At 34.5% G+C, this 19,770-nt stretch carries 18 protein-coding genes; 12 read left to right on the top strand and 6 right to left on the bottom strand.

Annotated features, from left to right (window positions below; genetic code table 11):
• The first annotated feature begins 10 nt into the window (after positions 1-10).
• The 4 genes from OA86_RS03270 (at position 11) to fmt (ending at position 5,705) form a co-directional block, all read left to right on the top strand.
• The gene (locus OA86_RS03270) at positions 11-1,117 is read left to right on the top strand and encodes a hypothetical protein (protein ID WP_039348820.1); all 1,107 of its coding nucleotides are present in this window, start codon (positions 11-13) and stop codon (positions 1,115-1,117) included.
• A 147-nt stretch (positions 1,118-1,264) separates the two neighbouring features.
• Positions 1,265-2,716 carry an OmpA family protein gene (locus tag OA86_RS03265; protein ID WP_039348817.1) on the top strand — a complete coding sequence of 484 codons (1,452 nt, stop codon included), beginning with the start codon at positions 1,265-1,267 and terminating at the stop codon, positions 2,714-2,716.
• Between the two features lie 83 nt (positions 2,717-2,799).
• Positions 2,800-4,710, top strand: a complete 1,911-nt coding sequence (locus tag OA86_RS03260; protein WP_039348813.1) for a RecQ family ATP-dependent DNA helicase — start codon at positions 2,800-2,802, stop codon at positions 4,708-4,710.
• Between the two features lie 38 nt (positions 4,711-4,748).
• On the top strand, positions 4,749-5,705 hold the full coding sequence (gene fmt / locus OA86_RS03255) for a methionyl-tRNA formyltransferase (RefSeq protein WP_039348810.1): 957 nt from the start codon (positions 4,749-4,751) through the stop codon (positions 5,703-5,705).
• A gap of 5 nt (positions 5,706-5,710) precedes the next feature.
• Here the strand turns inward: fmt and OA86_RS03250 are convergent, their stop codons facing one another.
• Both OA86_RS03250 and tsf read right to left on the bottom strand, forming a co-directional pair.
• Positions 5,711-7,756 (bottom strand): T9SS C-terminal target domain-containing protein, encoded by a 2,046-nt coding sequence (locus OA86_RS03250; RefSeq protein ID WP_039348807.1) that lies wholly within the window; start codon positions 7,754-7,756, stop codon positions 5,711-5,713.
• Between the two features lie 98 nt (positions 7,757-7,854).
• Positions 7,855-8,679, bottom strand: coding sequence for a translation elongation factor Ts (gene tsf / locus OA86_RS03245; RefSeq protein ID WP_039348804.1), 825 nt, complete (start codon positions 8,677-8,679; stop codon positions 7,855-7,857).
• A gap of 137 nt (positions 8,680-8,816) precedes the next feature.
• On the opposite strand from tsf, the gene OA86_RS03240 reads away from it, so the two are divergent.
• Positions 8,817-9,395, top strand: coding sequence for a DUF6759 domain-containing protein (locus OA86_RS03240; protein ID WP_074781387.1), 579 nt, complete (start codon positions 8,817-8,819; stop codon positions 9,393-9,395).
• 12 nt (positions 9,396-9,407) lie between these two features.
• On the opposite strand, the gene OA86_RS03235 is transcribed toward OA86_RS03240, so the two are convergent.
• From OA86_RS03235 to OA86_RS03225, 3 genes are read right to left on the bottom strand one after another with little or no spacing between them, the layout of a single operon-like run.
• Positions 9,408-10,103 carry a tRNA1(Val) (adenine(37)-N6)-methyltransferase gene (locus OA86_RS03235; RefSeq protein WP_039348802.1) on the bottom strand — a complete coding sequence of 232 codons (696 nt, stop codon included), beginning with the start codon at positions 10,101-10,103 and terminating at the stop codon, positions 9,408-9,410.
• A 15-nt stretch (positions 10,104-10,118) separates the two neighbouring features.
• The gene (locus OA86_RS03230; RefSeq protein WP_039348799.1) at positions 10,119-11,573 is read right to left on the bottom strand and encodes a sensor histidine kinase; all 1,455 of its coding nucleotides are present in this window, start codon (positions 11,571-11,573) and stop codon (positions 10,119-10,121) included.
• Entirely contained in the window at positions 11,560-12,156 is a 597-nt protein-coding gene (locus OA86_RS03225) for a riboflavin synthase (RefSeq protein WP_039348796.1), read from the bottom strand. The genes OA86_RS03230 and OA86_RS03225 overlap by 14 nt, the downstream gene beginning before the upstream one ends.
• 109 nt (positions 12,157-12,265) lie before the next feature.
• Between OA86_RS03225 and pdxA the strand changes: the two genes are divergently transcribed.
• The 6 genes from pdxA (at position 12,266) to rocD (ending at position 17,613) form a co-directional block, all read left to right on the top strand.
• Positions 12,266-13,357: a 4-hydroxythreonine-4-phosphate dehydrogenase PdxA gene (gene pdxA, locus OA86_RS03220; protein ID WP_039348794.1), complete on the top strand. Its 1,092-nt coding sequence runs from the start codon at positions 12,266-12,268 to the stop codon at positions 13,355-13,357.
• A gap of 86 nt (positions 13,358-13,443) precedes the next feature.
• Entirely contained in the window at positions 13,444-13,968 is a 525-nt protein-coding gene (locus OA86_RS03215; protein ID WP_039348790.1) for a YceD family protein, read from the top strand.
• A gap of 62 nt (positions 13,969-14,030) precedes the next feature.
• Positions 14,031-14,234, top strand: a complete 204-nt coding sequence (gene rpmF, locus OA86_RS03210) for a 50S ribosomal protein L32 (RefSeq protein ID WP_039348787.1) — start codon at positions 14,031-14,033, stop codon at positions 14,232-14,234.
• A gap of 113 nt (positions 14,235-14,347) precedes the next feature.
• Positions 14,348-14,830, top strand: a complete 483-nt coding sequence (gene accB, locus OA86_RS03205; protein WP_039348784.1) for an acetyl-CoA carboxylase biotin carboxyl carrier protein — start codon at positions 14,348-14,350, stop codon at positions 14,828-14,830.
• Between the two features lie 83 nt (positions 14,831-14,913).
• A complete protein-coding gene (gene accC, locus OA86_RS03200) occupies positions 14,914-16,266 on the top strand; it encodes an acetyl-CoA carboxylase biotin carboxylase subunit (RefSeq protein WP_039348780.1) in 1,353 nt (450 codons plus the stop codon).
• 96 nt (positions 16,267-16,362) lie between these two features.
• On the top strand, positions 16,363-17,613 hold the full coding sequence (gene rocD / locus OA86_RS03195) for an ornithine--oxo-acid transaminase (RefSeq protein WP_039348777.1): 1,251 nt from the start codon (positions 16,363-16,365) through the stop codon (positions 17,611-17,613).
• Here rocD and OA86_RS03190 read toward each other — a convergent pair.
• Complete coding sequence (locus OA86_RS03190) at positions 17,603-18,691, bottom strand: glycosyltransferase family 4 protein (protein ID WP_039348774.1); 1,089 nt, start codon at positions 18,689-18,691, stop codon at positions 17,603-17,605. The two genes, rocD and OA86_RS03190, sit on opposite strands and share 11 nt — an antisense overlap.
• A gap of 61 nt (positions 18,692-18,752) precedes the next feature.
• Between OA86_RS03190 and OA86_RS03185 the strand changes: the two genes are divergently transcribed.
• Positions 18,753-19,766: a WaaS/CpsH family glycosyltransferase gene (locus OA86_RS03185; RefSeq protein ID WP_039348770.1), complete on the top strand. Its 1,014-nt coding sequence runs from the start codon at positions 18,753-18,755 to the stop codon at positions 19,764-19,766.
• Positions 19,767-19,770 lie beyond the last annotated feature (4 nt).

The following is a 19,770-nucleotide window of genomic DNA, read 5'->3' as shown; positions in this document are numbered from 1 at the left end:
AACAACAAATATGAAATTAGGTTTATTTTTAGCATTAACCTTTCCTATTGCTTTCTACGCACAAGATCGCTCAGGAGTTACAGGTAACAATGAGTATCCTAATACTTTCTCTAGCGGTTCTGCAAAAGTTCAGAAATTTGACAATTCCGCGAGAAGGTTTAACGATTGGGCAGTCTCTGTAGGTGGTGGTTCAGCCTTGATGGCCAAATCAGATTTAACATCTTTTTATGATGGTAAAATTAATTGGGGATGGAATGCGTACGTAAGTTTAGACAAACAAATTACTCATACTTTCGGGTTGAGTTTACAGTATGCAATGGGGAAAAGTAACCAGCGTGGACAATTACCTGGTGCGGAAGGAATCAAAGCTGGTGTTGCTGAAGCTTGGACTAAGTATAGACAGGTTTCTTTAATAGGAGATATTAATTTTTCCAATCTATTAAGACGAGTTGATAATCATTCTCCTTACCGATGGGCTTTGCATGGCTATCTGGGAGCTGGTTTTCAAGGATATGAAACTTTACTTCTTGACAATGATATTTCAAATTACAACCCTAGAACATTTCCTCTTTCTGTAGATCAGAAATTAGGGATTTCATCATTCTTCTATCAAGGAGGTCTTGGATTGAAATATAAAGTTTCAAAACTGATCGACTTGGAATTGAGAAGCATGTATATTTTAAGTGGAGATGAAGAGTTTGATGGTGGTGGTGATTTACGCGATACTGGTAATCCTAGAATTAATTATAATCTTATCAACGATACTACTTCTGATGATATGTTGACTGTTAATTTAGGTTTAACATTTAAATTAGGTAAACATAATTCACATCTTTCTTGGCATGATCCTTTACAGGAAGCTTATTATAAAATCAACGTTTTAGAAAATGCATCTGATGATTTCGTTGTTTGTCAAAAAGGCGATAAAGATAACGATGGTGTTTGCGACGATTGGGATAGACAACTAGATACTCCTGCAGGTGCAAGGGTTGATGGTGCTGGTGTGGCTTTAGATATGGATTTAGATGGCGTTATCGATCTTTACGACAAATGCGTCACTGTTCCAGGTCCTGTAGAAAACAATGGATGCCCTGTTAATACTCCGACAACCAAATAATAATCACGAAAATTAATAAAAGTAAATTTTATTATGGTATATTAATTGCTGACGTCACGAACTGAATTACACAGTGACATTAAGGCAATTGTGATAAATATATACCATCATTTATAATTAATTAAAATACAAATTAAAATACACATTATGAAACTAAATTTAGCAATCGTGGCCTTAGCTGTAGCCTTACCTACTGCTATCTTCGCGCAAGATTCAGTAGCAGTTTCTACCGGAGGATATCCTAACACATTCTCTTCGGGATCTGCAAATGTATCTCCGTTTACTCAGAGTTCAAAAAGATTTAATGATTGGGCAATATCAGTCGGTGGTGGTGTTCCACTTTTACAGTCTGCTGATTTAACTTCTATCAAAAATGGTAACGGTAAGAATCTTTTCGGATATTCTGCTTATGTAAGTGTTGATAAGGCAATTACCCATGCTTTTGGTTTAAATCTTCAGTATGACCACGGTGAAACTAGACAAGGATGGTTTAATACCAAATCAGAGAATGCTGCTCCTGGAGCGATTGGTTACCAAAATGTTGGTGCGAGAACACAATATGATGCAATCTCTATATTAGGAGATTTGAATTTTTCTAATCTTTTGAGAAGAGTTGATAATAAATCGCCTTATAGATGGGCTTTACATGGCTACGCAGGTATCGGTACTTTAGCGTATAGAGCTTATTTAGAAGATGGTGCAGGACAAAGATTAATGACGGAAATTAAACCATTCCAGCTAGGTTCAATGTTTGGTCAAGCTGGTGCAGGATTAAAATATAAAGTGAACAGAAGAATAGATCTTGAAGGTAGAGTGATGTATGTAGTTACTGGAGATGATGAATTTGATGGTGGTGGTGCACAGTATAGTGCAATCAACAAAAGAGAAGAGCAGATTTCAGATAACTTCTTCAACGCAACTTTAGGTCTTTCTCTAAAATTAGGAAAACACCAGTCTCACTTAATGTGGCATGATCCGTTGCAAGAGATTTATTACAAACTAGACGTGTTGGCTGATAAAAACCAAGATGTAGAAGTTTGTAAAAAAGGTGATGCAGATAATGACGGAGTTTGCGACGATTGGGACAGACAACTTGATACTCCTGCAGGTGCAAGAGTTGATGGTGCAGGTGTAGCTTTAGATACTGATTTAGATGGAGTAATCGATCTTTATGACAAATGTGTAACAGTTCCTGGTCCTGTAGAAAATAATGGTTGTCCTTTAAATACTACTTCCAAAATTACAGACACTACAAGAACAATGGAAGGAATCGAATTCGATTTGAATTCTGATAAAATTCTTCCTTCTAACACGCCAATTTTGAATAACGCGGTTAGTTATATTAACTCTTCAACTGGATCATATAATGTAATTGGTGCAACAGACACAAGAGCTTCAGATGCTTATAACCAAAAATTATCTGAAAGAAGAGCAAACAGTGTTAAAAATTATTTAATGCAGAACGGCGTAGAGTCTGGTAAATTAAACGCAATAGGTAGAGGTGAAAAAGACCTTAAATATCCAGAATGTGAACCAGCTACAAAATGTCCGGAATGGAAAAACAGAGCGAACAGAAGAGTTTACTTTGAAGCAAAATAATTTTTTAGAAATTATATAAATTAAAAGTCACGCATTGCGTGGCTTTTTTTGTTTTCTGTAATTTCTTTCAGTATTTTTACTCCATGATTTCTCCGCAAGATTTTCATCAACTCAAATTTCAGACCTTAAAACATTTTTGGGGTTATGAAACTTTTAGAGATTCTCAAGAAGAAATCATCAATTCTCTAATTGAAGGAAAAGACACTTTGGTTCTTCTTCCTACGGGTGGCGGAAAATCTTTATGCTATCAACTTCCTGCGCTCATTTTAGAAGGCACTTGTCTAGTAATTTCTCCCCTTTTGGCCTTGATGAAAGACCAGGTTTATCAGCTTAAAATTAATGGCATAGAAGCAGAATATTTATCCTCTGAACTCGATGAATTTGATGCTGAATCCATTTTCAACAGATGTAAAAATGGTTTAACCAAACTACTATATATTTCCCCGGAAAGACTTACCAACAGAATTTTTTTACAGAAAATAGAAGAAATTCAAATTTCTTTTTTAGCAGTTGATGAAGCACACTGTATTTCCGAATGGGGACAGGATTTTCGGCCAAGTTATCAAAATATCAAACAATTTCGGGAGAATTTAAAAAATATTCCTGTGTTGGCGCTTACTGCAACGGCAACTCCAAAGGTTTTAGAAGAGATTCAACTTAAATTAAATTTAAAGAACGCCAAAATATTTCAGCGAAGTTTTCGACGAACCAATATCAAAATTATAGCCGATAAAATTGCCGATAAGTACGAAAGGGTTTTAAATATTATGAAATACAATAATTCATCAGGGATTATTTACGTCAGAAGTCGAAAAGAAACTGAAGAATTGACCAAATTTCTCCAAAGAAATCAAATTCAAAATGTAGATTTTTTTCACGCAGGTTTACCTTTAAAGGAAAAAAACGCCAAACAGAAATTGTGGATTCAAAGTCAAAATAACGTTTTGGTTTCTACAAATGCTTTCGGAATGGGGATCGATAAAGATCAGGTTCGTTTCGTTATTCACTTTTCCCCTGCGCAATCGCTGGAAAATTATTACCAGGAAATTGGTAGAGCCGGTCGCGATGGTTTAGAATCTTACGCTTTTCTACTTTGGAATGAGCAGGAATTAACTAATTTTGATCAGATTTTAAGAAACCAAATTCCCTCAAAAGCTGAGTTTTTAAAAATTGTTTCGTATCTCTATTCGACATTTCAAATTGCGGAAAATGATCTCCCTGAAAACGTTTTTCAACTTCCTATTCAGAGAATTCAAAATTTTACAAAAACGTCTTTGGCTAAAATTAGAAACGTTTTAAATTTTCTGCATAATCAGGAATTTATTTTCTTCAACAGCAATCAGTCTCTTTCTTCTCTGGAACTGAAAATTTCTCCGGATGAACTCGATCTGCTTTCTCAAAATGATTCTTATTTTATCGAACTGTTGCTTCGGAGTTTTTCTGGATTTACAACGCATAAGATTATGTTCAGCGAGAAAACTTTAAGCAATAAAATAGATTCAGATCCGCATTTGATCAAAGAAAGGCTCAAAGAACTTCAGCGAAAAGGATATTTAGAATATATTGATGGTGCTCTGTCGAGTGTTAAATTTCTGAAGCCTCGTGAAGACCGGCATTTCAATGGTAAATATTGGAATCTTTTCGAACAGATCCAAAAAAATAAATTACAGAAATGGGAAGAAATGAAATTCTTTGTGGAAGATTCAGATTTTTGTAAGATGAAGCTTATTTTGTCTTATTTTGGAGAAAAAGATGTCAAGAATTGCGGTAAATGTTCCGTGTGTGAGAAACAGAAAGAAAGTATTTTCGGACGAAATATATCAGCTGAGATCATTGAAACACTCCAGCAAAAACCATCGAACGTGGAGGAGATCGCCATTAAACTGAATTATTACGAAAAAGAAAATATTCTGGAAAATCTTATTTATCTGCTGGATTCTGGCAAAGTAAAAATGCTCAATTTCAGAACGTACGCGGTTAATCATGAGTCATAAAAAATAAGTAATCAGTAATTTTCAACTATCAACTATAAATGAAAGCATTAAAAGTCGTATTCTTCGGAACGCCCGAATTCGCAAAATCGTGTTTAGACGCTATTCACCAATCTGCACATGAAGTTGTCGGCGTAGTAACAGTCGCGGACAAAGCAAGCGGTCGTGGCCAAAAACTTAATCAATCTGCAGCAAAACTTTTCGCAGTAGAAAATGATCTTGCCGTTTTTCAACCTGAAAAACTAAGAAACCCAGAATTTTTAGAAGAAATTCAAAAATTAAACGCCGATGTTTTCGTGGTTGTTGCTTTTCGAATGATGCCGAAAGTTTTATTTGAAATGCCAAGACTGGGAACTTTTAATCTTCATGCGTCATTGCTTCCCGATTATCGTGGTGCTGCACCGATCAATTATGCGGTAATTAATGCCGAGAAAAAAACGGGCGCGACGACTTTTTTTATTAATGAAAAAATTGATGAAGGGAATATTCTTTTACAGGAAGAACTTGAAATTTCACCGACCGAAAATGCTGGTTCTTTGCATGACCGTTTAATGGCGTTGGGTGCAAAACTCGTTGTAAAAACGCTGGATGGTTTGGCTGAAAATTCTATTCAGGAAAAACCGCAGCCTGAAGTTGAACATCCGAAAAATGCTTTTAAAATTTTCAAAGAAGACACCAAAATCAACTGGGATCAAAATTCTGAAAATGTTCACAATTTTATCCGGGGAATGTCTCCTTATCCTTGTGCATTCACCAGTTTGAAAATTGGCGAGGATGGTAAAACTTTAAAAATTTATGAAGGAAAATTCGAAGTTTCAACCCATGAAAAAGATGCCGGAACATTGGAGATCGACAAACATCAATTCAAAATTTATACAAAAGATGGTTTTTATCTTCCGGAAGAATTACAGCTTGAAGGCAAGAAAAGAATGTCGGTGAAGGATTTTCTAAATGGTTTCCAAAATTTTGATCTTATTTCAAAAACCATTCAGTCTTAGAAATTCTAATTTCTGTTTTTAAGTACGATCCAGCCTTTGTAAGAGACCGGTAGATTGGTGTCGGGTTCAGTCCAGTTCAGAATATACCAGTAATTTCCTGTTGGTAAAGCTCTTCCGTTCAACTTTCCGTCCCAGATGAACTGTTGATTTTGTGATTTAAAAACCTGACTTCCGAACCGGTCATAGATTGAGATACTGACGTCTTTTTTTATATTGAGATCTGAATAATCGAGGAAATCATTTAAACCATCATTATTTGGAGTGATCACGTTGATTAAATTTATGACCAAAAATTCTTTTTCAATAATTTCACAATTTGCATCATCTTTAACAAAAATCTTATGAACTCCGCGTTGAATATTCGTAAAAATATTTGAAGTTTGATAATTTCCATTATCCAAGGCATATTGATAAGGAGGTTTTCCGCCGGTTACAAAAACGGTCGCTGTATTTCCGGTTACGTCAATGTTGATGATTTGAGGCAGTTCTGCAGCGATTACTTCAACTTTTTGAATTAGAGAACAGCCATTCATGGAAGTCAGTTCCACCGAATATTTCCCCACCGGAATATTGTCAACGAAATTTATTAATGCGCCTTGAGCGATGATATCACCGTTTTCGCGCATCCATTTATAATTTTTGAATCCAACTTCTGCTTCTAATTTTGCGGTCGCATTTTGACAAATTTTTTGGTCATCGAGAATGAGGGATTTTTTTGGAGTGTATAGATGAACAACCTGCTTAACTTTCGCGCAATTTCCACTTTCAACTTCTGCATAAATATCAACGTCTGAAGTATAAGAAAAGTTATCGGACAGCGGGATCAAACAGGCAGAATCCTGAAAGTATTTGACCTTAAAATAGTCTTTAAGATTAGAAACGATCAGCGTATTTAAATCCTGTAATTTGACGGAAATTGAATTTCCCTCATTGTAATTGCAAAATGTTTTCTCTATAACGACTGGTTTTTCAGCAAATTCAATTTTAATGGAGCCTTTTTGCTGGCATCCGGAATCGTCGATCATCACCTCATAATCTCCGGAAGTTGCCACAGTATAAGTTCCTGAAGTTGCTCCAGCAATTAAAACGCCATCTTTATACCACTGATAAGTCGCACCGGAAGTCGTAGCATTCAATTGCAAAGTAGAATTTTCGCAGAGCGCGCTTCCTGTGGATATTAAACGGTCGCTTCCAAGATCTTTATTTCCCAAAAAACTTCCAGCCTTTAGAAAAACTGCGGAGTCAAAAAGTCCCGTCGTATCGCCATGATCGGCAATCACTAATTTAATATGATACTTTACTCCAATTTCAACATCGGCTTTTGCAGAAAGTATTTTGGTTTGTCCGTTGAAATTCGTGGGAGTTTTTACATCATTATAACTTCCGAAATAACCTGTGTTTTGCGGACAACCCGCAGAAGCATTAATGGTGAGCGTAGAAACAGGAATGGTAGTACCCGGAACGACGGCGATATTCAGGTAAGGATCTGTGTTGTTGGCTTTTTTGATAAGAAAGGCAAATGCGTCGGAATATTTGCAATTCCCTTCCCGATACTCTTCGGAAAGAAACATGTATTCAAAACTGATCTTATTACTTTTTAAAGCAGTAAAATCGAATTCTAAAGTCGTTGCATTTAAAATATCATCGTAATTTAAATTAGATTGTGCGAGAACATCAACCAAATCCTGATCTCCCGCCCAACTTGAATTAGCAAAAGGACTGTTCCGATCAGCTGTTTGAATATAGGAGTTCGGACCAACTGCTGTTAAAGCACTTCCGGTGGAAAGAATGATTCCGTCTGACATCTCAAAATTACTCCCGTTTTTATTAAAGTAACCGAAACTTTTATTTCCGAAACCGAAATCAAAACCGGTAACGGTTACATTATCTACAGAAATGCAATTTGCATTCTGACTTCCAAAAAAAATGTCTTTCACCAGCTGATCAGCAGTATAAGTGGTATTTACACTGATATATTGCGCATTCAACATCGTGATGCTCAAAGTACAAATGACGCTGATAAAAAAGGTGAAAATTCTGATAAATTTCATAAAGGAAAATGGACTGCAAAAATAGCCCTTATTAACCGCAAAAAAAAATCTCTTTCTACAAATAGAAAGAGATTTTAATCATTTATTTTTTAGTGCAATTACGTAAGACTTACTCTTACGAAACCTACTACTTTTAAATCGCTGTTTACAGATTTTACGTAATCGGCAACTGACATATTTCCGTCTTTAATAAAAGCCTGGTGAACCAATGTGTTGTCTTTGTAGAATTTCTGCATTTTTCCTTTCAAGATATTATCGATGATGTTTGCAGGTTTCCCTTCTTTAATCAATAATTCTTTTTCGATCTCTAATTCTTTATCGATTGTTTCCTGAGAAACCATCGTTTCATCTAAAGCGATCGGCTTCATTGCAGCAACCTGCATAGAAACAGATTTTGCAACTTCAGCAGCACCGTCAACATCACCAGAAAGTGAAGTGATTGCAGCAATTTTATTTCCTGCGTGAATATAAGCTCCTAAATAAGGACCTTCAATTCTTTCGAAAGAACCGATCTCAATTTTTTCTCCGATCAAACCTGTTTGCTCAATTAATTTTTCAGCAACAGTCATTCCGTGGAAATCAGAAGCAAAGAACTCGTCTTTATTTGCATAAAAAACAGCTTGTTCAGCAAGTTCGTGTGCTAATTCTACGAAATTATCATTTTTTGCAACGAAATCTGTTTCGCAATTCAAAGCGATGATCGCGCCCATGGTGTTATCTTCGTTTACTTTCGCAATTACAGCACCTTCATGAGAATCTCTGTCTGCTCTGTTAGCGGCAACTTTCTGTCCTTTTTTTCTTAGGTTTTCAATTGCTTTGTCAAAGTCTCCTTCAGCTTCTACCAATGCTTTTTTGCAGTCCATCATTCCTGCTCCTGTAATGTTTCTTAATTTCGCTACATCTGCAGCAACCGGTGTATACATATATTTATTTTTTATATTAAAATTTTGATTAATTTAGCTTTTTTAGAGTGGTGCAAAGATAATAAATTTCACACAAACTAAAAAGAAGATTTATTCGTTATCAGTAAAATTGTATCCGCTAAAAAATCCTTATTTTTATGTACAAATATCTATTGTTTTTCGGCTTATTTTTCTCCTCTATAGCTTGCGCGCAGTCTACCTATACCGCAGATCAGGTGGAAAAAAGTACAGATCCACAGGTTATAGCTAATTTCATTAAATATAATCCGACCCATCCCAGAACTCCAGAATTCAAAAGAAAATTATTGGCTGTTATCAACAATGATAAATCACCTGCTAAAAAGGCTGCAGTTGCAAAACCTACAGTGAAAGCTATAAATACCGAAAAATTGGAAAAGGCAGTAATTAGGGGTGCTGCAAAAGGAGAACCTTCTGAAAAAAATAAAAGAACTGCAGAATTATTAACTCATATTTTCAGTAACGATACTTCGAGCAAGACCGCTTATGTTCAGATTATCAATAAATCCAAGTGTAATTTAATTGTGAAAATCAGCGGAAAAAGATTCTACAATCTGGATGTTCCTGCTCATAATCAAAATTTTGTTTTGGTTGATAAAGGAACTTATATTTTGACAACTTCCGTCTGTGACGCGAAATACTCTTCCAGCAAAAATATCAATAAAGATATTGTGGTAACGCTGAATCCTCCTAAATAAAATCAAAATCTTCTACTTTTGAAAGAGATGAAAATCTTTCGTCAGTTCTAAATATTGTTCACTATAAACTCGCGGAGATCTTTCAATCGTGAATTGCTCTTCTGAGATTTCTCTCTGATCAAAACCGAATTCAAGAATCCACCTTTTTGGCGCAGAATTTTTGATGCCGAAAATTTGAATTTTGCGCGAGAGAAAGAGTTTGTTGTTAAGAGAAAGTTCTTCAAAATCAGCTCCGGATTCGAACGGAATGATGACTGCCAATCGACCTTTTTCCGATAAAATTTCAGCAGACTTTTCAATTAAATTTTCAAATGAAAGTTCAGTTTGTTGTCTGGCCAAAATATCTTTGTCGGAAGAATTTTCTTTAAAATATGGTGGATTTGAAATAATTAGATCAAATCGTTGCTGCGTTTTAAAATCCTTGAAATCCTGTAATTCTATGCTTAATCTTTCACCAAAAGGAGAGTTTCTGAAATTTTCATCTGCGATATTTTTCGCTTCTTCATTGATATCGAGTGCAAGAATTCTCGCGGTGAGATTTCTTTGAGTCAACATTAGAGAAACTAAACCCGTTCCGGTTCCAACTTCCAAAATTGTTTGTACATTTTCTACGCTCGATAAAGCGCCCAATAAAACGCCATCAGTTCCGACACGGAAAACTTTTTTGGATTGATTAATGCTGAAATTCTTAAACAGGAAAGGTTTCATTAGTTGCTAAGAAAATTACAGATTGGTCGGAAGTAAAATCGTAAATGTTGAGCCTTTTCCAACTTCAGATTTAACTGAAATTTCACCTTTATAATCTTCCACCATTTTTCTAACCATCGTTAAACCAAGTCCTGTTCCACTTGTTTTGGATGTAAAATTAGGTTCAAAAATGCGATCATACAAGTCTTCAGAAATACCGATACCGTTATCTTCAATCGTAATAATTATTCGTTTTTGGCGCAGTTCTAAATCAACATTAATGATATTTTCTCGGTCATCGTGTCGCGCTTGTCTTGCATTGGCAACAAGATTTGTGATAATTCTGGATAAATAAATTTTGTCCATTTCGATCATTACATTTTCACTGTTAGCATGGAAATAAATTCGTTCATCACTGAAAATAGTGATGATATTCTTTATTTCTCTATTAAGATTGAAAACTTCATTATTTTTTTCTGGGAGTTGCGCAAACTGGGAAAAAGCACTCGCAACTTTCGCGACCAAATCAATCTGATCTGCGATGGTTTTACTCAGATGTTTTACTTTTTCGCGAATATCCGGGTCATTTGGATCAAATTTTCTCTCAAAATTTTGAATGGTAAGCTTCATCGGTGTTAACGGATTCTTCACTTCATGTGCAACCTGTTTTGCCATTTCGCGCCACGCTTCTTCTTTTTCCCTGAAGCTTAACCTTTCTTTCTGTTCTTTGATCTGAAGAATCATTTTGTTATACGCTTTGACCAACTGGCTTAATTCATCACGTTCATAATAGCGAATTGCTTGTGGCTCCTTATCGAAAAGAGTAACGCGGTTCACTAAATCAGAAAATTTGGTGACTGCTTTCGTCAGGTTATTTGAGATGATCCAGCTTAACCAGATTGCAAAAGCAATGATAAATAAATTGACGATGAGAATATAATTCACGTATTTGTTGAAGACATTAAAGTAAGAACCATCATTATGATAAAATGGAAAATATACAATAGCAATAGTTTCCAGCATATTGTTTTTCAGTAAAATATAAGATGACGTAATATTGGCATCAGTTTTTTTATCATATTTTTGAAAATCGACTCTCCGATCGCTTTTTAATACGCGATTTACGATAGCGAGCGGTATTTTTTTCTCCGCAATAAGATGGCTGTCTTTGTTCGAAATTAAAAGATTTCCTTTTAAATCATAAATAACAATATCCTGATTGTTAATATCGGCAATTTCAAAAATATCATTATTTAAAATAGTGGGTAGATCTGAAGTTTGAACCTGTGTATGGCTCACTCCGTAATCCAATGCAGACATCATGGATTCCGATTTTTTTTGCATATCGGTACGACTTTGCTCAACCGCATTATTTTTTAAAATAAAAAAAGATAGGATAGAAGAACCCAAAATACTCAGTAGGCAAATCAGCAGAAAACCACCGAAAACCTTATTTCTTAAACTATAACCTTTGTATTTAGAGAACGGCATTTTTTTTCATCAATTTTGTTACATATTTACCAATAATGTCGAATTCGAGATTAACCATATCGCCAATTTGAAGATTTTTCATGTTCGTAAATTCCCACGTGTAAGGAATTATTGCAACAGAAAATTGTCCATTTCCACTTTCTGCAACTGTCAAACTAATTCCATTGACCGTGATCGAACCTTGTGAAACCGTAGTAAAATCATCAGTTTCATCATATTGAATGGTGATAAAAAAGCTTCCACCTCGGTCTTCAATATTTTTTACAACTCCGGTTTTATCGACATGACCTTGAACGAGGTGTCCATCGAGTCTACCATCGAACTTCAAACAACGTTCCAAATTGACTTCAGTTCCTATTATCCATTCATTAAGATTGGTTTTTTCTAATGTTTCTGCAATTGCGGTTACGCTGTATTGATCACCTGAAATCTCTACAACAGTAAGGCAACAACCGTTGTGCGCCAAACTCTGATCAATTTTTAATTCATCTGTAAAAGGACAGCTTAAAGTAAAGTGTATGTTTTCGGCACGTTTCTCAATTTTTTGAATGATAGCCGTAGATTCGATAATTCCTGTGAACATAAAAAAGAAATTTTCTGGTGAAAAATATTTAGTTTAGAAATAAAATGGGATAGTTATTTCTATTTTCCTAAATTTGTGAAATTCTATTAATTTTCAAAGATAATTAAAAATGAGTCTGAAACATCATAAAGTACGAGTGGGAATTTCTATTGGAGATTTCAATGGGATTGGTCCCGAAATTATCATGAAGTCGCTCAACGACAAAACAATTACCGATTTTTTTACTCCAATTATTTTTGGTTCCGGAAAGTTGTTTACCTATCAGAAAAATATTTTCAAACTCAACCATAACTTTCATTATATCACAGAAACTTCGCAGGCTCAGAGTGATAAAATTAATATGGTCAATCTTTGGAAAGATAATGTGAATGTAGATTTAGGGAAGCCTACAGAAGAATCTACAAAAATGGCGATTGAGTCCTTAGAAGCCGCGACAAATGCTTTGATGAATGGCGAGATTGACGTTTTGGTCACTGCTCCGATCAATAAAGAAGAAATGATGAAGCATGGTTTTGCACACGCAGGGCACACCGGTTATTTAGAAGAGAAATTTGGTAAAAAGGGATTGATGTTTTTGGTCACTGAAGATTTGAAAGTAGCAGTTTCAACGCATCATATTCCTATTTCGCAAGTCGCTGAAAACATTTCAAAGGAAAAAATTAAAAAGCAGATCAAAATGCTTAACCAATGTTTGATCGAAGATTTTCAGGTAGAAAGACCAAAAATCGCAATTTTAGGTTTAAATCCTCATGCGGGAGATGGAGGAGCAATTGGGAATGAAGAAATTGAGATCATCGAACCTGCAATTCGCGAACTTTTTGACAACGGAATTTTAGCTTTCGGACCTTTTCCGGCAGATAGTTTTTTTCAGCCCAATAAATATAAAAATTACGACGCTGTATTGGCGATGTATCACGATCAGGGTTTAGCGCCATTTAAAACACTTGCATACGAAGAAGGGGTGAATTTCACCGCTGGATTGCCATATATCCGAACTTCTCCAGATCACGGAGTTGCCTATGACATCGCGGGACAAAATATCGCAGACGAACAAAGTTTTAGCGAGGCGATCTTCATGGCGATCAAAATTTTTAAAAACAGACAGGAATATAATGATTTGATGAATAACCGAATGCAGCCAAGAAGAAATGCTTCTTCCCATGGTTTTGACGAGGATTTACCGAGAGAAAATCATCATTAAAAATTAGAAAATAGAATTTCTAAAATATTTGTTTGAGAAATCATTTGTAATATTAAAAAATTTGCATATTTTTGCACACTCATTTTATGGACAGACTAAGAAACTACGACATCGTGTTTTCGGGACTGAAAAACGGTAAACACGAATTCAAATTTGAGATAGATAAGGAGTTCTTTCAACTTTTCGATACTGAACAGGAATTTACAGAACCGAAGGTCGTTGCTGATGTTTTAATGGAAAAACACACGACTTTCTTAGAATTTTGGATAAAGACAGGAGGTATGGTTAATTTAGTTTGTGACATTACAAACGACCAATTTGATCATCCGATAGAAAACGAAATGAAGGTCTTAGTGAAATTCGGAGAAGAATATGATGACAGCGAAATTGATGTAATTACAATTCCAAGCAAAGATCACGCGTTCAATATAGCGCAGTTGATTTATGAAAATGTAATGTTGTCGATCCCGATGAAAAAAGTTTCTCCTAATATTTCAAAAGAAGATTTAGAGATATTAGAAAAGTTCAGTCCAAAAGACGAAATAGTAGAAGAACCGAAAAGCGACCCGAGATGGGAAGCACTGAAGAATTTAAAAGATAATAATAAATAGTTTAAAATGATGAGGATTGAGCAATCAACGACTCATCGCTCATCAAATTAAAAATATAAGAAATGGCACATCCTAAAAGAAGACAATCCTCCACGAGAAGAGATAAGAGAAGAACTCACTACAAAGCAGTAGTTCCTCAATTGGCAAAAGATGCAACATCAGGTGAAATGCACTTGTACCACAGAGCACACTGGTCTGAAGGAAAAATGTACTACAGAGGTAAAGTAGTAATGGAAAAAACAGTAGAAGCTATCGAAGAAAACTAAGCGTAAAACTTAGAAAAACTTCAATTTTATACTAAAACCACTCGATTTTTTGAATTTTGAGTGGTTTTTTGTTGTTTTTTATTATCTTTGGCATATAAATAAATACCAACTATATGGACATTAAAGACATCCAAAATCTTATAAAATTTGTTTCTAAAGCGGAAGTTTCCGAAGTAAAATACAAAACAAAAGATTTTGAAATTACCATTAAAACTCCACTTGGAGGAAACGAAATGACCTATATGCAGCAACCTGCAGTTTATCATTCTGCACCTCAACAACAATCTGCACCTTCTCAAAGTTTTCCGCCAGTTGCAAATTCTCCTGTTGCGGAAAATGTTTCTGACGATAATAAATTTATTACTATTAAATCTCCGATGATTGGGACTTTCTACAGAAAACCTTCTCCAGACAAAGACGTTTTTGTAAATGTTGGAGACGAGGTTTCTATGGGTAAAGTAGTTTGTGTGATTGAAGCAATGAAATTATTCAACCAGATCGAATCTGAAATTTCAGGAAAAATCGTGAAAATTTTGGTAGATGATATGACTCCTGTAGAGTACGATCAGCCATTATTCTTAGTTGATCCTTCTTAATATAATTGATAAGTAATCATTGATTATACAGATATTGATGATTTTCAAATTTTCAAATTATTAAATTTTCAAATTAAATTAAGATGTTCAAAAAAATATTAATAGCTAACCGCGGCGAAATTGCAATGCGGATTCTTCGCACCTGCAAAGAAATGGGAATCAAAACCGTTGCTGTTTATTCTACAGCTGATAAAGACAGTCTTCATGTACGTTTTGCGGATGAAGCGGTTTGCATCGGTCCACCAGCAAGCAAAGATTCTTATCTTAAAATTTCAAACATTATTGCAGCTGCAGAAATTACCAATGCAGATGCGATTCATCCAGGATATGGTTTTTTATCAGAAAATTCTAATTTTTCCAGAATTTGTCAGGAAAATGGAATTAAATTTATTGGAGCAACTCCAGATCAGATCGATCGAATGGGAGATAAAGCCAATGCAAAGAAGACGATGAAAGAAGCCGGCGTTCCTTGTGTTCCCGGTTCTGAAGGTTTAATTGATGGATATGAAGAAGCTGCAATTTTAGCTGCAGAAATGGGTTATCCTGTTATGATCAAAGCAACTGCAGGTGGCGGTGGAAAAGGAATGCGTGCTGTCTGGAAAGCTGAAGATCTTCACGAACTTTGGGATTCTGCAGTTCAGGAAGCAACTGCTGCTTTCGGAAATGGTGGAATGTACATGGAAAAATTGATTCAAGAACCGCGACATATTGAAATTCAAATTGCTGGTGATCAATACGGAAGAGCTTGTCACTTATCTGAAAGAGACTGTTCTGTACAGCGTAGAAATCAAAAACTGACAGAAGAGACACCTTCCCCTTTTATGACCAATGAACTTCGTGAGAAAATGGGTGCAGCTGCAGTGAAAGCCGCAGAATATATCGCTTACGAAGGAGTAGGAACAATTGAGTTTTTGGTTGACAAAGACCGTAATTTCTATTTCATGGAAATGAATACCAGAATTCAGGTAGAGCATCCGATTACAGAGCAAGTTGTAGATTACGATCTGATTCGCGAGCAGATTCTTTTAGCTTCAGGAACAGCAATTTCTGGAATTAATTATTTGCCGAAATTGCATTCCATTGAATGCAGAATTAATGCGGAAGATCCTTACAATGATTTCAGACCATCTCCAGGTAAAATTACGGAATTGAATATTCCCGGTGGACATGGAATTCGTGTTGATACGCATGTTTACTCAGGTTACACGATTCCATCCAATTACGATTCTATGATTGCAAAGTTGATTACAACAGCGCAAACACGTGATGAAGCGATCGCGAAAATGAAACGCGCTTTAGAAGAATTTTATATTGAAGGCGTAAAAACGACGATTCCTTTCCACAGACAATTGATGGAAGATGAAGACTATCTTGCCGGAAATTACACTACAAAATTCATGGAAGATTTCGTGATGGATAAAAAATTTAATTACTAAAAGTTATTTTCCTTTATAATAGATGCCTCTCTTTTGAGGCATTTTTTGTTTTATAACATTTGATTAATTATCATTAAATTTGCAAAAAGTAAAAATATGTCAGAAACAGCAGTCTTAAAAAATTCTCAATATTATATTGATTTAGAAAACGAACACGGTGCTCATAACTATCATCCACTTCCTGTGGTTTTAGAAAAAGGAGAAGGAGTCTACGTTTGGGACGTTGAAGGAAAAAAATATTACGATTTTCTTTCGGCTTATTCAGCGGTGAATCAAGGACATTCTCATCCAAAAATTTTGGAAGCTTTGGTGAATCAAGCGAGCAAATTAGCTTTAACATCAAGAGCTTTTCATAATTCCAGTTTAGGCGAATACGAAAAAAAAATTACTACTCTTTTCGGATATGATAAAGTTTTACCAATGAATTCTGGTGCTGAAGCTGTGGAAACTGCAGTGAAATTAGCTCGTAAATGGAGTTATGAAGTGAAAGGAATTGCTGAAAATGCTGCTAAAATTATCGTGTGCGAAAATAACTTTCACGGAAGAACAACTACTATAGTTTCTTTTTCTAATGATCCGGATGCAAGCAAAAATTACGGCCCTTTTACTCCTGGTTTTGTTAAAATTCCTTATAATGATTTGAATGCATTAGAAGAAATTTTAAAAAATGATTCTCAAAATATTGCAGGATTTTTAGTAGAACCAATTCAAGGTGAAGCTGGAGTTTACGTTCCGGATGAAGGTTATTTGAAAAGTGCAGCCAACTTGTGCAAAAATTATAATGTTCTTTTCATTGCGGATGAAGTTCAAACTGGAATTGCGAGAACTGGACAGTTAATCGCATGTTATCATGAAGACGTTCAACCTGATATTTTGGTTTTAGGAAAAGCGATTTCTGGTGGAATGTATCCAGTTTCTGCAGTTTTGGCGAACGATGAAATTATGCACGTCATTCAACCTGGACAACACGGTTCTACTTTTGGTGGAAATCCAATCGCTTGCGCAGTTGCAGTTGCAGCTTTACAAGTGGTTGCAGACGAAAATCTTTCCGAAAGAGCTGAAAAACTAGGACAACTTTTCCGTTCAGAAATTGAAAAAGTAATTGCAAAATCTGATCTTATTACGAAAGTTCGTGGTAAAGGTTTATTAAACGCAATTCTTATTAATGATACGCCAGAAAGCAAAACTGCTTGGAATCTTTGTTTAGCTTTAAAAGAAAATGGACTTCTTGCAAAACCAACGCACGGAAATATTATTCGTCTTGCGCCACCTTTGGTGATTACGGAGGAACAGATTTTAGAATGTGTTGCTATTATTGAGAAAACATTTCTGGAATTTAAGAAATAGATTTCTCTAAAATCTCTTCATAAAATTTAAGATAATTATTGGACATTACTTTATAATCATATTGTTTTGTCCAATTTTTTATTTTTAAAGATAAATCTTCTTCATTTTCCTCGTAAAATTTCATTTTTTCAGTAAAGAATTCCGCCATTTTTTGCGGCTCGAAATTTTCAAAATAAAAAGCTGCATCGCCACCAATTTCTGGCAGACTTGTAAAGGTGGAAAGAAAAACCGGTTTGCCAAAAGCCATCGCTTCAATAGGCGGAATTCCGAAACCTTCAGCAATACTCGGATGACACATCGCATCACAATTTTGAATGAGCGCATATTTTTCCTCTTCCGAAATATTTCTTAGAAAATGAACTCTATTTTCTAATTTCAACTCTTTTATTCTAGTTCGCAAATTTTCTGCGTAAGGATTCTTTTCGTCTGAAGCGATTAATACCAGATCATCATCAATGAAAGGAAGCATTTCTACTAATGAAAGCTGATTTTTTTTATCGAAAAGAACACCAATATTCAGGATATATTTTTTTTGATTTAAAAATGAAAATTTCCCCAAATCATAGATTCGATCTTCAGGAAGTTCTACACCGTTATGAATGACAACGATTTCTTTTAATTTATTAAAAGTAAGAAGATGTTTGTTTTCTTCGACATCTTTTTTAGCATACTCTGAAATACAAACCAAATAATCTGTATTTTTCAGATTATTATTTACTTTTTTCAGCATTTTTCTTCTCTTCTTATCTGAAAGATTTTCATGCAGAAAATTGAGATCATGAACCGTCACCACTTTAATTGAATTTTTATAGTTCTTTTGGAAGTATGACGATAATTGATGACTTACATGAATAATATCAAATTTCTGACTAAAATTTTCGTAAAATTTATGCCACTTCTTCCACTCAATTATATTGGAAAGTTTGAAATCTAAAGCTGAAAAATCCCCAAAATATGTAATATCGAATTGTTGATTTTTATTCTCAGAACCTTTGGCTAAATTCCGAAAAACATTTGCAATCCCGGAATAAGGATAGCGAAGACGTTCTAAATCGAGGAGTATTTTTTTTTTGGACAAAATTTAAATATTAGTACTACAAATTTAACTTATATGTGGCAATCTTATTACATTTGTAACAATGAAAAAGAAATTAGTTCTTGTTTTACCAGTACATTTTAAACTTTATGAAGGAATTGTAAATAATTTAAGAAATAGCAATTATGAAATATCTTTGCTTTTTTTAACTGATCAACCTTATAAATATAAAAGCTTCCGCGAAAAACTCTACGCTCTAATTCAAAAAAATATTTTTAACAGGAAGGATATCAAATATCAGTTGGCTAAAATAAAAAACGGCAAAGATATTGAGATCGAATTTGAAAAGCAGCAAGAAATTTTTGATTATGTTTTTATCATAAGACCCGACCTTTTTACCAGAGAAACCTTATTGAAGCTCAAATCCAAGACAAAAAAGATAGTTGCTTATCAATGGGACGGTCTGAATAGATTTAGTGATGTTTTCTATCTTATCTCTATTTTCGATCGTTTCGGGGTTTTTGATATTGACGATTATTCAAAATACAAAAATATTCATAAAAACATTGTTTTAGTACCCAATTTTTATTTGGAAGACAAAGAATTTTCGAACAGTAATCCTGAGGAAAAAGTTTTTTTTATTGGGAGTTTTTTGGCAGAACGAATCGAAGATATTGTTAAGATCGCAAAATATTTAAAATCTATAGATATAGTAACAGATATAAGAATTTATAGCAACAGCAGAAGTACTCAAAATAAATACAATAGTGATATCGATTTTTTTACTGAAAAAGTCAACTATTTAGACGTTTTGAAATTGGTTAAAAATAGCACGGTCTTGCTTGATTTTGAAAATAGAATCCATAATGGTTTATCGTTTCGAATTTTTGAAGGCATTTATTATAAAAAGAAAATTCTCACTAATAATCCTTTAGTAAAATCATATGATTTCTACCATCCAAATAATATCTTTGTTCTGGAAAATAATAATTTCGCTGAAATAAAAACGTTTCTATCTTTAGAATATGTTGATATTGATGAATCTGTTATAGAAAAATATTCCTTTTCTAATTGGTTAGATACCATTTTAGATAATGTTAGTCAACGAAATACATAAAAAG

This window comes from Kaistella jeonii (assembly GCF_000812865.1).
In the GTDB taxonomy this organism is placed as follows: Bacteria; Bacteroidota; Bacteroidia; order Flavobacteriales; family Weeksellaceae; genus Kaistella; species Kaistella jeonii.
Note: the sequence above shows the minus strand (reverse complement) of the source record. Positions and strands in the feature narration are given on the sequence as shown.

Bases quoted from the DNA above. Each gene is read 5' to 3' on its own strand.
- OA86_RS03270 (WP_039348820.1), top strand. From the start codon at position 11: ATGAAATTAGGTTTATTTTTAGCATTAACCTTTCCTATTGCTTTCTAC.
- OA86_RS03265 (WP_039348817.1), top strand. From the start codon at position 1,265: ATGAAACTAAATTTAGCAATCGTGGCCTTAGCTGTAGCCTTACCTACT.
- OA86_RS03260 (WP_039348813.1), top strand. From the start codon at position 2,800: ATGATTTCTCCGCAAGATTTTCATCAACTCAAATTTCAGACCTTAAAA.
- fmt (WP_039348810.1), top strand. From the start codon at position 4,749: ATGAAAGCATTAAAAGTCGTATTCTTCGGAACGCCCGAATTCGCAAAA.
- OA86_RS03250 (WP_039348807.1), bottom strand. From the start codon at position 7,756: ATGAAATTTATCAGAATTTTCACCTTTTTTATCAGCGTCATTTGTACT.
- tsf (WP_039348804.1), bottom strand. From the start codon at position 8,679: ATGTATACACCGGTTGCTGCAGATGTAGCGAAATTAAGAAACATTACA.
- OA86_RS03240 (WP_074781387.1), top strand. From the start codon at position 8,817: ATGTACAAATATCTATTGTTTTTCGGCTTATTTTTCTCCTCTATAGCT.
- OA86_RS03235 (WP_039348802.1), bottom strand. From the start codon at position 10,103: ATGAAACCTTTCCTGTTTAAGAATTTCAGCATTAATCAATCCAAAAAA.
- OA86_RS03230 (WP_039348799.1), bottom strand. From the start codon at position 11,573: ATGCCGTTCTCTAAATACAAAGGTTATAGTTTAAGAAATAAGGTTTTC.
- OA86_RS03225 (WP_039348796.1), bottom strand. From the start codon at position 12,156: ATGTTCACAGGAATTATCGAATCTACGGCTATCATTCAAAAAATTGAG.
- pdxA (WP_039348794.1), top strand. From the start codon at position 12,266: ATGAGTCTGAAACATCATAAAGTACGAGTGGGAATTTCTATTGGAGAT.
- OA86_RS03215 (WP_039348790.1), top strand. From the start codon at position 13,444: ATGGACAGACTAAGAAACTACGACATCGTGTTTTCGGGACTGAAAAAC.
- rpmF (WP_039348787.1), top strand. From the start codon at position 14,031: ATGGCACATCCTAAAAGAAGACAATCCTCCACGAGAAGAGATAAGAGA.
- accB (WP_039348784.1), top strand. From the start codon at position 14,348: ATGGACATTAAAGACATCCAAAATCTTATAAAATTTGTTTCTAAAGCG.
- accC (WP_039348780.1), top strand. From the start codon at position 14,914: ATGTTCAAAAAAATATTAATAGCTAACCGCGGCGAAATTGCAATGCGG.
- rocD (WP_039348777.1), top strand. From the start codon at position 16,363: ATGTCAGAAACAGCAGTCTTAAAAAATTCTCAATATTATATTGATTTA.
- OA86_RS03185 (WP_039348770.1), top strand. From the start codon at position 18,753: ATGAAAAAGAAATTAGTTCTTGTTTTACCAGTACATTTTAAACTTTAT.